The 13,558-nt window shown below is 37.5% G+C and carries 13 protein-coding genes; 7 read left to right on the top strand and 6 right to left on the bottom strand.

Annotated features, from left to right (window positions below):
* Positions 1–316: 316 nt before the first annotated feature.
* Positions 317–796: a DUF6530 family protein gene (locus RV13_RS04780; protein WP_010744853.1), complete on the top strand. Its 480-nt coding sequence runs from the start codon at positions 317–319 to the stop codon at positions 794–796.
* A gap of 24 nt (positions 797–820) precedes the next feature.
* Positions 821–3,052, top strand: a complete 2,232-nt coding sequence (locus tag RV13_RS04785; RefSeq protein WP_071875953.1) for an AAA family ATPase — start codon at positions 821–823, stop codon at positions 3,050–3,052.
* Positions 3,053–3,091: 39 nt separating this feature from the next.
* Here the strand turns inward: RV13_RS04785 and RV13_RS04790 are convergent, their stop codons facing one another.
* The 3 genes from RV13_RS04790 to RV13_RS04800 are packed head-to-tail and all read right to left on the bottom strand — an operon-like array spanning position 3,092 to position 4,942.
* Positions 3,092–3,631: a TIGR01440 family protein gene (locus RV13_RS04790; RefSeq protein ID WP_010744855.1), complete on the bottom strand. Its 540-nt coding sequence runs from the start codon at positions 3,629–3,631 to the stop codon at positions 3,092–3,094.
* Positions 3,632–3,653: 22 nt separating this feature from the next.
* On the bottom strand, positions 3,654–4,148 hold the full coding sequence (locus RV13_RS04795) for an ECF transporter S component (protein ID WP_010744856.1): 495 nt from the start codon (positions 4,146–4,148) through the stop codon (positions 3,654–3,656).
* A complete protein-coding gene (locus RV13_RS04800; RefSeq protein WP_010744857.1) occupies positions 4,145–4,942 on the bottom strand; it encodes a bifunctional hydroxymethylpyrimidine kinase/phosphomethylpyrimidine kinase in 798 nt (265 codons plus the stop codon). Before RV13_RS04800 ends, RV13_RS04795 begins: the two co-directional genes overlap by 4 nt.
* A gap of 195 nt (positions 4,943–5,137) precedes the next feature.
* Between RV13_RS04800 and RV13_RS04805 the strand changes: the two genes are divergently transcribed.
* From RV13_RS04805 to RV13_RS04820, 4 genes are all read left to right on the top strand, one after another.
* Positions 5,138–5,761, top strand: coding sequence for an NAD(P)H-binding protein (locus tag RV13_RS04805; protein ID WP_010744858.1), 624 nt, complete (start codon positions 5,138–5,140; stop codon positions 5,759–5,761).
* Between the two features lie 158 nt (positions 5,762–5,919).
* The gene (locus tag RV13_RS04810) at positions 5,920–6,537 is read left to right on the top strand and encodes a hypothetical protein (protein WP_028020462.1); all 618 of its coding nucleotides are present in this window, start codon (positions 5,920–5,922) and stop codon (positions 6,535–6,537) included.
* A 112-nt stretch (positions 6,538–6,649) separates the two neighbouring features.
* Complete coding sequence (locus RV13_RS04815; RefSeq protein WP_010744860.1) at positions 6,650–7,318, top strand: HAD family hydrolase; 669 nt, start codon at positions 6,650–6,652, stop codon at positions 7,316–7,318.
* Between the two features lie 189 nt (positions 7,319–7,507).
* The gene (locus tag RV13_RS04820) at positions 7,508–7,693 is read left to right on the top strand and encodes a hypothetical protein (RefSeq protein ID WP_028020461.1); all 186 of its coding nucleotides are present in this window, start codon (positions 7,508–7,510) and stop codon (positions 7,691–7,693) included.
* Between the two features lie 202 nt (positions 7,694–7,895).
* Here the strand turns inward: RV13_RS04820 and RV13_RS04825 are convergent, their stop codons facing one another.
* Together RV13_RS04825 and RV13_RS04830 are read right to left on the bottom strand one after the other, a co-directional pair.
* Positions 7,896–8,681: an ankyrin repeat domain-containing protein gene (locus RV13_RS04825; RefSeq protein WP_010744861.1), complete on the bottom strand. Its 786-nt coding sequence runs from the start codon at positions 8,679–8,681 to the stop codon at positions 7,896–7,898.
* A gap of 35 nt (positions 8,682–8,716) precedes the next feature.
* Positions 8,717–9,106 (bottom strand): tautomerase family protein, encoded by a 390-nt coding sequence (locus RV13_RS04830; RefSeq protein WP_010744862.1) that lies wholly within the window; start codon positions 9,104–9,106, stop codon positions 8,717–8,719.
* A 248-nt stretch (positions 9,107–9,354) separates the two neighbouring features.
* Between RV13_RS04830 and RV13_RS04835 the strand changes: the two genes are divergently transcribed.
* Positions 9,355–11,454, top strand: coding sequence for an LTA synthase family protein (locus tag RV13_RS04835; protein ID WP_010744863.1), 2,100 nt, complete (start codon positions 9,355–9,357; stop codon positions 11,452–11,454).
* 37 nt (positions 11,455–11,491) lie between these two features.
* Here the strand turns inward: RV13_RS04835 and RV13_RS04840 are convergent, their stop codons facing one another.
* Positions 11,492–13,378, bottom strand: a complete 1,887-nt coding sequence (locus tag RV13_RS04840) for an endonuclease MutS2 (protein ID WP_010744864.1) — start codon at positions 13,376–13,378, stop codon at positions 11,492–11,494.
* Positions 13,379–13,558: the final 180 nt, after the last annotated feature.

Genomic DNA, 13,558 nt, shown 5'->3' on the forward strand with positions numbered 1-13,558 from the left:
AAATAGGAGTTAGTTGCCAGTTAAACTTTTCCCAGTCTATAAAAAAGTAAAAGGTAAAACAAACGCTCCACACAAGACAAGTAACAAAAGCGTATAGTTTAATGGTATACGCAACAAACATAAAACTCATTTTTTATGGGTTACAAAAAATGATTACTTAAATAGGAGTTAGTTGCAAAAATCATTGGAATTGCGTATTCTTTCTTCATCAGTAGTTTAGTAATTTACTAATTCACTAAAGAGTGATCAAACAGATTAATCGCCTGTTTGATTCCATTCAACTAGAATATTAATGAGGTCATTAGGAGGAGTAGCAATGAAAATACCAACGAATTTAAAACATAAACCTGTATTTTTAGTAGAAGATTACGATAAAATCGATGGTCACCATGCTTGGGAAAGTGATGCAAAAGGGTTAACTTTAGGGTTGGCTCAATGGAACGATCGTGGACGAGTGGACATTTCTGGAAAAGTTTGGCGACACACCGGTGAAAAATGGTCCCGTCAATCCGAGGAATTACCAATTACTCGGATTTTAGATTTAGCCATTTTAGTAGCTCAATCAAGTATTTATTTACAAGATGCTTATCGCTATGAAAAATTTTATGATCCAGAAGATCCTAAAGTAGATATTATTGGTCTTCAAGGAGGACGAATGGAAGTCAAAGTCGATACAGAAAATCCAAAAATTGATGAAGATATCATTTTATTCAATGACACGATGAACAAGGATGGTGACTTGATCGCCCAACGCTATCGCACATTAAAACGCCTACTTGACGAATTAGGCTATTAGAAATTAAGTAATGAGGTGAAGAGAATGGAAAATACTTTTGTCATTACAGAAGGACGAAAGTTTACCAAAGTTGAACAGCAAATGATCTGGCGAAAGCCGGCTAGTCACAAAACCAGTGAGGAAGAAGTAAGAATCGCGTCAGAGATTAAAAATAATTGGTTCGATCCAGAAATGAAAATAATGAATGTTTTACTTGAGGGTGATGCTGGTTCCGGCAAGACGCAATTAGCACGTGCCTTATCAGATGATCTGCAACTTCCTTATACCAAGGTTACTTGTTTTGCCGATATGGATAAGACGGATGTCTTTGGCGCGCTATTACCTGTCGTCATAGCCGATGATAATGAAGACCAAGAATTGTTAGAAGCCATTTATCAGACAGATTCTTTGCAAGAGGTACTTTCAGTAATCGAAAAGCACTTTCAAATTACTGAGGAACAGGCTAGAGAACGATTAAGCAATCTGATCGAGCGAATCGACCAAGAGGACTATCCAACCAATGTGGAGTATAAGTTCTATCCTTCAGAAATTGTCCGCGCGATGCAAAAAGGGTACCTATTAGAAATACAAGAACCTACTGTAATTCGTGACGCTTCGGTTTTAGTCGCATTGAACTCTGCACTAGAGCCAAATGGTCTGCTGAATATTCCAACTGGAATCATTCGCAGACATCCAGATTGTGTGGTCATTATTACCACAAATCGAAACTATCAAGGCAATCGTCCTCTGAATGAATCTTTACGTGACCGAGTACAGCACGCTGAAAAAATGGATCTCCCTTCAATCGAAGTCATGATTGAGCGCGCGATTGCAAAAACAAATTTTTCAGATCGGGATTACCTAGAGATTATGGCAGAAATCATCCGTTTACTGGATGAAACAGCTAAGGCGAATGCTATTAAGGGCGTTGCAGGGATGCGCTCCTATTTCTTCTGGGTCAACAGTTTAAAGCAAGGGCAGGACCCTTTAGAAAGTATATTTCCTAAAGTCCTTTACAAATTAACAACGGACGAAACAGAATTAAAAATTCTGCAGGAGGCTTTAGAACAAAGCAAGCTGTTAACTGAGCTTCAACAAGTAAGAAACCAGCAAAAACTAAGACAGGGCAGGAGAGTCAGCCAGGCTGAAGCGGATCAACGAAATATCTTTGAAGAAGCAGAAGAGGCGACCTTGAAAAACGAGGCAATAGAAATGGACGACGCCACTGAGAATAAAGAAACAAAAATAGAGGAAGCTGCTGAAAAAGAAAAAACAAAGGCCGAAGCAGCAACTATTTCTGATGAGGCAGAAAGAGGAGAATCTGAAGCAGAAAGCACGAGCGCTTCAGTAGATGAGGAAGATAAGGTTGGTTCAGCTATGTCGCTAGATGAAATGACCGAATTGGACAAGACGATTCGAAAAGAACGTAATCGTGAAATTCGAGAAAGCTTAAAAGAAACGATACACGCTAAAGAAGGAACCATTCTTCATCGACCAACTATCAATGAAGCCGCCATTAAAGACGGTCAAGAACTAACACAACAGGTACTGCCCGAGGTAGACAGCTTAAGCCGTGTAATAAATGATCTATTAAATAAAGAAGTTAGCAATGACTTCTCGACTGGAAAATATTATGGTGCGCGTTTTAATCCGAGCCATGTTGCTTACGGAGACTTGAGAAATTTTGATAAGAAGAATCCGCCTAGTGAACAGCCTTCATTAGCATTAGCTGTTCGGGTGGATGAATCTGGTTCGATGCTGCGAGACGACCGCATCCAAAATGCGAAATTAGCAGCAGTTGCTTTAAGTCTTTTTGCAGAGAAAACCAATATACCACTGATGCTTTACGGCGATTCAGCGGATCTTAGCCAGCGTGAAAAAACATCCATTTATTCTTACAAAGAATTTGAAGATGGCTATGATTTCATGGCAGCTAAGATTTCTACCATGAAACCACGACAAAACAACCGTGATGGTGTCCCCCTTCGATTATTAGCCGAAAAATTAAGCCAGCAAGCTGCTGATACGAAGGTTTTACTTTCAATCAGTGATGGTCAACCGAAAGCCTTACCGGATTATACTGGTGAAAAAGCAAAGCAAGATATTCAATCTGTTTTAGATGACTACGAACGAAAAGGCATCTTATTCATCGCTTGCGCCATCGGTGAGGACAAAGAGCAATTAAGAAACTTATACGGAGAGAACAACTTTGTTGATATCTCTGATATTTCAACGTTGCCGCAACAACTTCTTCAATTGATTGCTCGATTTGTATAAAAAAATTCCCTGCGTAGAAGTTCGCAGGGAATTTTTTTACTAATAAGTCGCACGAGGGCCTCCAATGTATTTAGGACGGCTACGCAAAGCAGTGACATGAGCACCGCCTAATTCATGAAAAGAGGGACGAACAGGCACCTGAACATACTTTACATGCATGCCAATTGAAGTATCGCCAATATCAATGCCTGCTTGGGCGACAATGTGTTCAACTTCGACAGGGTCCGTGAATTGCTCAAAAGCAGCCACAGAACAAGAACCGCCTGCGTGTAAAGCGGGTTTGACTGAAACAATTTCCCAATCTTTTTTCTCAGCAAGCTCACGCTCCACAACGACTGCGCGATTAATATGTTCACAGCCTTGTACTGCCAAATATATTTTTTTTGGATCAAGAATGGATTTTAAGGTTTCGATTACCCATTGTCCGACCTCTTGACTAGAGTTTTTCCCAATAGTGCCGCCAACGATCTCACTTGTTGTGCAACCAAGGACGAAAGTATCACCTGCTTTAAGATTAGCTGCTTCTAAAACATCCTTCGTAATCGTTGTTAATTGTTGTTGTAATTTTTCTTTTTCCATTTGAATGACTTCCTTCTATTAACTATTTATATTGAGGATGGCGTAATACCCTCTGCAATGCATGAAAAAGAGGGACTGTCACCACGATACCAAAAATATTTTGTATGCAATTCCCTGGTAATGAGGCTAAACCGGCTGGCCAGCCAAATAAGAAGGTCGTTGCTAACGCATAACCGATGATCATGAACAAGCTCGCAAAAAAGAACCCTATAACAAGCCCTTTCTTATTTGGATACTTGGAATAGAAATGTCCTAAGATCAACCCTTGAACACCATGAATAATGATCGAAAAAATTGCCCATTCGGGATATCCTGAGATCAGGTCAATCAAACCACCGCTTAATGCACCAACCAAAAGTCCACCACTTGGACCAAAAAGCAACGCAGAAGCATAAATTCCTACTTCACAAAGTGTGACAAATCCCTTGGTAGCAGGAATAGGGATGATAAATAGAATTGATAAGGTAACAGTCAATGCGACCATCATAGCAAGCTTTGTCATCTCTTTTGTTTTCATGCCTTTGCCTCCGTTCTCACACGATCTCCAAACCAAACATTTCCTTCGCCGTTTTTCAATAAGATACCATTTTTGATTCCTTGATAAACATATTCTTTACTGTGACGAATCGCATCAATCAACGGTTCACCTAAGACTAGGTTCGAGGTAATCGCTGATGCAAATGAGCAGCCCGCACCATTTATAGCACCGCTAGTCAACTTCGGTTTTGAAAAGAATTCTAGCTGTGTCCCATCGAAAAACAAATCCGAAGCTAAATCACCAGAAAGTCGTTCGCCGCCCTTAATCACTACAGTAGGGGCGCCGAGCGCAACTATTTTTTTAGCCGCCTGTTTCATTTCCTCTAAATTAGTAATTTTTTGTTGACTTAAAATCTCCGCTTCCTTTAAGTTTGGCGTGACAATCGTTGCAAGAGGAAATAATTCAATCAGCTTCTCTCTATAAGTCTCGCTGTAAACATGATCCGTTTCTTTAAAGGCCATAACTGGATCTAGTACAATAGGACCATGAAAAAACTGAAGAAAGTTCTTTACGATTTCTAGAGAGTCCAATTGATGTACTAAACCAATCTTTATACCAGCTAGATTCAAATTTTCATCAATAGTGTTTAATTGATCCTTTAAAAGCTCTGAAGATAAATCCTTTATTTCAAATTCCCTATTCTTAACCACTGCGATACAAGTAATAGCCGTGACACCGAATAATTGATAATTCTCAAATGTTTTCAAATCCGATTGCAGACCACCACCTGCTAAAGTGTCTGATCCAGCAATAGTCAGCACTGCTTTTGTCATAGAAAAACTCCTTGTAACATCATAATTGAGGATGTCTCATATAAAGTATCCTCCGTAATGATTCTTATTATAAAGTTTAATAAAAAAATTTAAACAGCCAATTGGTTGTTTTATAGCTCATCCAATTATAAGTGAAAATAGTTGTTTCAGCATCAAAAGTGCGTTAGCATGTGGAGGTGAAAGGGGATCATCTATATGAAACTATTTATTGCAGGTGCAACCGGACGTGTAGGAGAAGAATTAATTAAAAATTTAGAGAAGAAGGGGCATTTTATCTATGCAGGCGCTCGCCGAGAGGATGCAATTAAAACGAGCAAGTCAGTTCAGCCTGTTCATTTAGATTTACATGGGAGTGTTGATGAAATCGCCGATACCTTAGCAGATGCAGAAGCTGTCTATTTTGTCGCTGGCTCAAGAGGAAAGGACTTGTTACAAACCGATCTATACGGAGCAGTTAAATTGATGCAGGCGGTAGAAAAGAGAGGGATCAAGCGTTACATTCACCTGAGTTCATTATTCGCTTTGCAACCAGAAAAATGGAGTGGTTCGTTGACAGATTACAACATCTCAAAATTTTTCTCAGATAATTGGCTAATTGATAAGACCACTTTAGACTATACGATTCTCCAGCCAGGAAGCTTAAAAGAAATTCCAGGTAGTGGAAAAATTACAACGGAGATCACTGAAAAATCCGAAAACGCGATAGAAAATGTTGCTGCTGTTTTAGCCGAATTACTCGAACAAGAGAACACTATCAAAAAAGTCATTTTAATGGGAGATGGAAAAACTCCTATTAAAGAAGCTCTGAAAAAAATATAAAGATGGATCCACTCAGTGCAAAAGCTTATCTGAGTGGATTTCTCTTTTGTAAATTCAGTCGAGCGGAAAAATATTAAATAATTTCTTAGTCTTTCAGCTAACTTAATGATAAAATAGAGGTTGCTGAAATGAGAATTCCGTACCTAAGGAGAGACCTTATGAATCTTCAAAATATTCATGATCTTAGAATCGAAGAGGGGGTTCAAATGATCCGAAAAAGAAAGATAGCAAAATACTATATGAAGGTACAGGGCTTTGCAAAGAAAGAAGCCTATGAAACGGCCCAAAAGACGCAGCCAGAATTTGCTGAGGCTCGTAACCTTTACCTTGCATTGTATTACGAGGCAAAACCCGTATTTGCTGATCGAAGCAAAAAAGAGAAGGCGCTGAGAGTTTATCAAGTCTTCAGCATTATTGCGCTTATTTGCTTTGTCATTTGGTTGTTCAACAACGGGTATGTGAATGGTTCAAGCGTCACGGATAATTTTCTTCTAATTGCTCTGATTATCAATTTCGCTGTTACAAGTTATTTTGATGAAAAGGTAACCGAACGAATCCATGAACGAAAAACTAGAGAACTTTTTCGTCACGATCCAGAGGCTTTATATAAGTTAGCTCAAGTAGAAGAAATTAAGCGAAATATTTTTCGTGCAGAGCATCGAGGCATCAAACTAGTTGAAGAGCACAAAGAAGAAAATGAGAAACAATCTGAAAACCAATCAAAGATTATCTCAATAGATAAGTTAAAAGCATTGAGGAATAAAATAAAAAAATAGCCAACTACGTGGATAAGGGACGTAATTGGCTATTTTTGTGGTTCAATTTGCTTTTTACGAAAGGGTTTGCAATAATTCGAACTATACTAATCAATAGAGGAGGTAGAATGAAATGCTCAAAGCGATTATTTTTGATATGGATGGTGTGATTGTCGATACTGAGTTTGAAGATTTTCGAATTCAACAGGCATTCATAATGAAGGAAAATCCAACACTTAACCAAGAAAATACGAATTTCGAAGAACTAATTGGTCAATCTTATGACATGCTTTATAAAACATTGAGAACATTTATTGGCAGCAATGATTCCTTAAAAGAAATAAAAGCACGGTTTGAAGAATACAACGAGGTTGCTTATCGAGCCATTGATTATCAACAGCTTTTTCGAAAAGAAATCCTTTCTATTTTAAACTGGTCAAAAGAAAATGACATTCGACTAGCTGTTGCATCCTCATCGACCTATGAACACATTATTGAGGTTTTGGCGACTTGTGGGATCCAAGATTCTTTTGATGTAATTTATAGCGGCGAGTTTGTCAAAGAAAGTAAGCCAAATCCTGAAATCTATTTGAATACTCTGAAGAAATTAAATGTAGCATCCAATCAGGCAGTGGCTATCGAAGATTCATTTTATGGGATCAGTGCAGCTAAAGCTGCTGGAATTCCTACCATTGCTTATAAAGAAACTCGAGCTGCTATTGATCAAAGTGCCGCAGATTATATAGCAGAAGATATGACTGCAGTTTTTGAAATTGTTCAATCTATAAAAAATCTAAAGTAGGGAGAGGATATTAAAGTTTTCTCTAGTTTGAATATGAAAGTAATAAGAAACCACTTACTATTACAAAAGAGAATCTTTTCACAAAGGTTTTATGATAAAAAGCATTCTGTCAAAAAAATCACTTTTATTGCTGTTTTATGATCGTTTAATTCAGAATATGAATTGTACAATAATTATTGGGTGAAAAAAATGATTCCATTTCCTAATAAAGTTGAATTTATAAAAGCAGGATTCAATTTCTCAGATTTTTTTGATGAAATGCTTTTTGATTATTTTGTCGCTAAAGATGGATATATGTTTTTCAATCCATTAGATAATTTTATGTATAATAAAGCAAAGATTCGAATTTTTTCAGTAATTATAGAAAAACTGTAGTGATTAAGCAGATTTAAAGCTAGCGATAAAATACAAATATATAGAGTCCAAAATCACTGAATCCAACAAAATTTAAAACTAAATTCAATTACACAACTTTGTTTAATGTATATTATGTAAACTAGAATAAAAATTTTAAAAGGAGAACTTTCATTGGTTCTCCTTTGACATTTTCTTCTATTCCTATTGATTCTTCTGAAAGTCATTCCTTTAACAGTTTAGAAATTGTTCCGTATCCAAGTTCGTTGGCATAATCCTTTGCAGATTTTCCATAGTTATCAGTGATATCGGGATTTGCACCATACTTTAACAATTCTGACACAATATCCTGATAAACTTTTGAACCGTCTCTTAATGCAACAGCTTCAATTAATGCTGTATACCCATAATTGTTTTGATGATTAATAGTCACGTGTCCATCAGTTAATAGCAATTTTACAGTTTCAAGATGACCTTTTTCAGCTGCTGGTATCAGCGCGTTTCCGCCAAAACGATTCACTATTGATTGATCAGGCTCGCTATGAGACAACATATACGCTAAAATTTCAGTTCTGCCTTCTGCGCCTGCGTATAAATATGGACTGTCTGCAATGTTATCCTGTATGTTCACATTTGCTCCAGCATCAATTAGTTTTTTCGCCAACTCAATTTGATTATTATGAACAGCTATCAACAATGGAGTTTCGCCTTTTTCGTTTAATTCATCAATGGGATATGTTTTTGTTTCCAAAATTTCTGCTACTTTTTCTGAATCATTGCTTGAAACGGCTTTGAGCAAACTTCCCGAGTCGTAACTCATCGATTTGTCCTCCTCCGACTGTGAAGTTTCTGACTTAGTAGATTGGCTATTTTTTTCTGAAGTTTCAGATATTTTTGCTGCTTTTTCTACTGTGTCATTTGATGTCATGACAGTTCCTTTTTCATTTGAAAATATTTGACAGCCACTTAGAATGAAAAGAAAAACCATTGGAACAATAATTTTTTTCATCAATCTCTTCCCTTCATTACGATTCGCCGCTTTATCTATAATTCTCCCGTTAAAAATTGAGCACGACCGAACCCAAAACTCCAGTCTTCATCAGTATTCACAGTTAGATTAATCATTACATCTTCTGATTGAATACCAAGTTTATCTCCTAATTCCTTTACTAGAAGAAAATAGAAGTTTTTCTTTTCTTCGGTTGTACGCGGTCTTGTTATTAAACTGAAGACGATCACCTGATCCGTTCGATCAAATCCTAGACCGGTATCTAAAAGCTGCATTTCAAATGCTTCGTGCTGAGTAACAATCTGATAACGATCCCCCTGTGGTGCATGAAAAGCCTTTAACATGACTTGGTAAGAAATATCCAAAATTTCCTTGATCTCACTCTGACTTCGTCCCTTAATCAAATCGATTTTCATTAATGGCATACCTCATCCCCCTTTTATTTCTGCATAGTATACCATCTTAGAGTCAAATCGGCCGCTTCAAGAACTCAAGGTATAAAACAAATCAATTCTCACAATTCTTCAGTTTATTAAGAATTATTTATATTCCGATTAAAATATATTCGGAATATTGATATATCAGTATTTTGGACATTATTCAGTTTGACCTCTACCTTAAAAACCGATAAACTATTTAGGTATATGGAAAATAAAAACTAAGGAGCATGAAAATGTCTCATTTAAAAAAATATAATGATTTTATCAAAACAAGAATTGGTTTCTTCAGTTTGTTACTAGTTTTGCTATGGCTGAAAAACATGTTCGCTTATGTCGTCGATTTTCATTTGGGCATTCAAAATCCGATGCAATTGTTCATCTTAATCATTAATCCTTTAAGTGTTTCGATGTTGCTACTAAGCATTGGCCTATTTATCAAACGTTCAAAAGTTGCTTATGGTACATTGTTTATCATCTACGCCTTATTGACGATCTGGCTTTTTTCAAACGCTGTTTATTACCGTGAGTTTACAGATTTTATTACCATCAACACAATGCTTGGTGCTGGTCAAGTGTCTACGGGTTTAGGTGAAAGTGCTGTTCGTTTATTTCGCTGGTATGATATTTTTTATGTGCTAGATCTATTCGTGCTGCCGACGCTATTATTTAAGAAAAAGATTCCAATTGCTGAAACGTTTCCTCGTTTTCGACAAGCGGCTGCCCTTTCTGCTCTTTCACTTCTGATTGGTAGCGGAAATATTTTCTTGGCTGAAATTGACCGTTCCGGCTTATTGAGTCGTCAGTTTTCTCGCGAGTATTTGGTGAAATATTTAGGTGTGAATGCTTTTACGTTATATGACAGCTATCAAACCTATCAAAACAACCAAATCCGAGCAGAAGCAAGTCCGAATGATTTAAAAGAGGTCGAGAGCTACGTCAAAGATCATTATGCCGCACCCAATGATTCGATGTTTGGGATCGCTAAAGGAAAAAATGTTGTCTATATTCATTTAGAAAGCTTTCAACAGTTTTTGATCGATTATCAATTGACTGATGAGAACGGTGTAAACCATACAGTGACACCTTTTTTAAATAGCTTATATCATGGGGAAAGCACCTACAGCTTCGATAACTTTTTCCATCAAGTGAAGGCAGGAAAAACGTCTGATGCTGAGACACTGATGGAGAACTCACTGTTTGGTTTGAATCAAGGAGCACTGTTTACACAAATGGGTGACAAAAATACCTTTGAAGCAGCACCGAATATTTTGAAGCAAAAAGCAGATTATACTTCAGCCGTTTTTCATGGTCACTCAGCTTCATTCTGGAATCGTGATAAAACCTATAAGCATTTAGGCTTCGAATATTTCTTTGATTCTTCCTACTATGACATTAACGACGATAACTCGTTCCAATATGGGATGCATGATAAGCCTTTCTTGAGTCAATCGGTTCAATACTTGGAGCATTTGCAACAACCGTTTTATGCGAAATTCATTACCGTGTCCAACCATTATCCTTATTCTCGTTTTAAAAATGAAGAAGATGGTTTCCCATTGGCAAACACGAAGGATGAAACAATTAATGGCTATTTTGCTACAGCAAACTATTTAGATACCGCGTTGAAAGAATTTTTTGATTACATGAAAGCCAGCGGACTTTATGATAACTCGATTTTTGTACTATATGGTGATCACTATGGAATTTCCAATACGCGGAATAAAGAATTAGCTCCATTATTAGGGAAAGAATCGGACACTTGGACAGATTATGACAACGCGCAATTACAGCGTGTTCCATTTATGATCCATGTACCTGGGGCAACGAATGGCGGAATCAATCATACGTATGGTGGTCAGGTCGACGCGCTCCCTACTCTACTACATTTGCTGGGAATTGATTCAAAGAAATATTTACAGCTTGGGCAAGACCTATTTTCTCCTGATCACAAGCAAGTTGTTGCATTTAGAGATGGTGACTTTGTAACACCCCAATATACTTTCTATGGCGGAAAAATGTACGATAATCAGACGGCTCAAGTTATCAGTGAGCCTACACCTGAGCAGGAACAATTCTTTGTTGAATTGAATCAAGAGGTCGATCAGCAATTGATCACCTCGGATAAAATCACTAATGGAGACCTGTTAAGGTATTATCAAGATAGCGGCTTAGATTCTATCAATCCAGACTCATTTGACTATCGAGATCAATTGGCTCGTTTGGAAGAAATTGAACGACAAAAAGGGGCGCAATCCTCGAGCCTGTATAGTGAGAACAATCAAAAATCAACCGTCGGACTATACAAGACAAAAACATTTCAGCAATATGAATAAGTAAAAGCTGCTCCAGTTTTAAAACTGGAGCAGCTTTTTACTCTTGTCTTCTTTGCAAAGCCTCTTTTCGCAATTTGCGTTGTGCTTTCTTTGAGCCACGATCAATATCACGTCGTTCTTTTCGAGTATGAAAATCCTCGAATAAATTTTCTAGCTCATAATCGGCCGGATAAAGCTCTGTTGCACGAAATTCAAGTTTCATTCTACGTTTTGGCACCTCAATGAACGTATTGTCTAGAAAGACCTTCACATTTTCAGTAAATGGAATTTCTTGATAAACTAATGCGGCTTTTTGTTGTTCTAATAAGAAGACCTTATCGCCTTTATAATAGGACATCTCATCAGCTGCAGTTGGTTGTTTCTTCGTTTTCGTTTTGAAAGATTTCTTTTCAAGGTCATAACTTCGATCGTTAAAATAGTTTTGTGCTTTAGTAATAATCTGCTCGGAGATCGCCATTTTTTTGGCGATCCACAGTGCGTTACTTTCACCAGTCTGACCGATCAGCAAGCGATACTTAGGCGTTAAGTGCTCAGCATCAAAATCCATTGCCGCTGTAATGAAATCCGGATGCTGCTCAGCAAACCGTTTGATTTCACCGTAATGTGTTGTAGTGATTAGAATACTGCCTTTTTGATAGAACTCCTCCATAATGGCAATAGCTAGGGCTGCGCCTTCATTTGGTTCCGTCCCACTGCCTAATTCGTCCAATAAAATCAAGCTGTTTTTATGCGTCTTTCGAAGGATTTCAGAAATATTCTGCATGTGTCCTGAGAAAGTACTAAGTGCATTTTCGATACTTTGCGCGTCACCGATGTCAACAAAGATCTGATCAAAAATAGCGATCTCTGTTCCCTCTTTTGCAGGAATCTGCAGGCCGATCATAGTCATTAAACTCATCAGGGCGACTGTTTTTAATACAACAGTCTTACCACCGGCATTCGGACCAGTAATCGTTAACCCGCGATAATCTTCACCAATTGTCAAATCTAATGGTACCGCATTGTTAATTAATGGATGCGTTGCGGAGACAAGATGAATATAGCCATCTGAATTTATCTCCGGTGTGATTCCTTTTAATTCTCGACTAAATTTTCCGCGAGCAAAAATATGATCGAACTCAGCGATAATTTCAATATTTTGTTGAATTAGTGGTAAGGCTTCTGCTAATAGACCGGTCAATGTTGCTAATATTTGATAGACTTCTGCTTCTTCGATCATCTTATGGTACACCAATTGTTCATTCCATCGACTTACATTACTGGGCTCAATATATGCTGTCGTCCCTTTGCTGGAAAGCTCGATAATCGTTCCTTTTACTTGCTTCTTATAAGCTGATTTAATGGGTACTGTAAAAACATCGTTGCGTTTTGTAATAATTGCTTCTTGCAATTTTTCCTTGTTTTGTCGAATAAATTTTTTCAATAGCTCTTGAATCTTATCTTGTGTTTCCGCGATGTCTCGCCGTGCACGGCGAAGCTCACGGCTAGCGTCATCAATAATCCGCCCATTACGAATAACTTGGTAGATTTCTTCTTCAATTTCATTGAAGTCATTCAGCCCTTGTCCATACCGATTCAACAAAGGTGCCACCGTTTGATTTTTTTCAAAGAATTGGCGAATTAAGCGTAAGCTACGTAAAAAATCTGCGCACTCTAAAAGTTCTTGTGGCGTTAGAACAAATCCTTTTTCAAGCTGATTCGTAATATGTTCAATGCTCTGAAGCCCCATAAAAGGCACGTGAAGACTACTGTCAAGCAATTTTTTTGCTTCGGTTGTCTCAGTTAACCTTTTTTCTACAACAGAAAGTTTTGAATGAGGTTGTGTATTTTCTATTCTTTTTTTCCCAAAGCTGCTAATAGCATAACTACTTAGTTGTACTTTAATTTCGTTAAATTGTGTTTTTTCAAATGTTTCGTTATTCATGGTCTCTTCCTTTCAATCTGAAAAGATCCCTATCGAGGCCGGAGGAAAACTTAACAAGTAATGGTTACTCATGATTTATATTGTTTGCACAGTCGTAAAAAATACGCAGCGCACAAAAAAGCTGTGAAGATTCCTCTTCACAGCTTGAACTCTAAATTCATCAGCTTTGATAGGCATCTA

This window comes from Enterococcus raffinosus (assembly GCF_001886185.1).
Taxonomy (GTDB): Bacteria; Bacillota; Bacilli; order Lactobacillales; family Enterococcaceae; genus Enterococcus_A; species Enterococcus_A raffinosus.

Coding starts and splice junctions, on each gene's coding strand:
- RV13_RS04805 (WP_010744858.1), top strand. CDS start 5,138: ATGAAACTATTTATTGCAGGTGCAACCGGACGTGTAGGAGAAGAATTA.
- RV13_RS04780 (WP_010744853.1), top strand. CDS start 317: ATGAAAATACCAACGAATTTAAAACATAAACCTGTATTTTTAGTAGAA.
- RV13_RS04810 (WP_028020462.1), top strand. CDS start 5,920: ATGAATCTTCAAAATATTCATGATCTTAGAATCGAAGAGGGGGTTCAA.
- RV13_RS04840 (WP_010744864.1), bottom strand. CDS start 13,378: ATGAATAACGAAACATTTGAAAAAACACAATTTAACGAAATTAAAGTA.
- RV13_RS04785 (WP_071875953.1), top strand. CDS start 821: ATGGAAAATACTTTTGTCATTACAGAAGGACGAAAGTTTACCAAAGTT.
- RV13_RS04790 (WP_010744855.1), bottom strand. CDS start 3,631: ATGGAAAAAGAAAAATTACAACAACAATTAACAACGATTACGAAGGAT.
- RV13_RS04800 (WP_010744857.1), bottom strand. CDS start 4,942: ATGACAAAAGCAGTGCTGACTATTGCTGGATCAGACACTTTAGCAGGT.
- RV13_RS04825 (WP_010744861.1), bottom strand. CDS start 8,681: ATGAAAAAAATTATTGTTCCAATGGTTTTTCTTTTCATTCTAAGTGGC.
- RV13_RS04830 (WP_010744862.1), bottom strand. CDS start 9,106: ATGCCATTAATGAAAATCGATTTGATTAAGGGACGAAGTCAGAGTGAG.
- RV13_RS04820 (WP_028020461.1), top strand. CDS start 7,508: ATGATTCCATTTCCTAATAAAGTTGAATTTATAAAAGCAGGATTCAAT.
- RV13_RS04795 (WP_010744856.1), bottom strand. CDS start 4,148: ATGAAAACAAAAGAGATGACAAAGCTTGCTATGATGGTCGCATTGACT.
- RV13_RS04815 (WP_010744860.1), top strand. CDS start 6,650: ATGCTCAAAGCGATTATTTTTGATATGGATGGTGTGATTGTCGATACT.
- RV13_RS04835 (WP_010744863.1), top strand. CDS start 9,355: ATGTCTCATTTAAAAAAATATAATGATTTTATCAAAACAAGAATTGGT.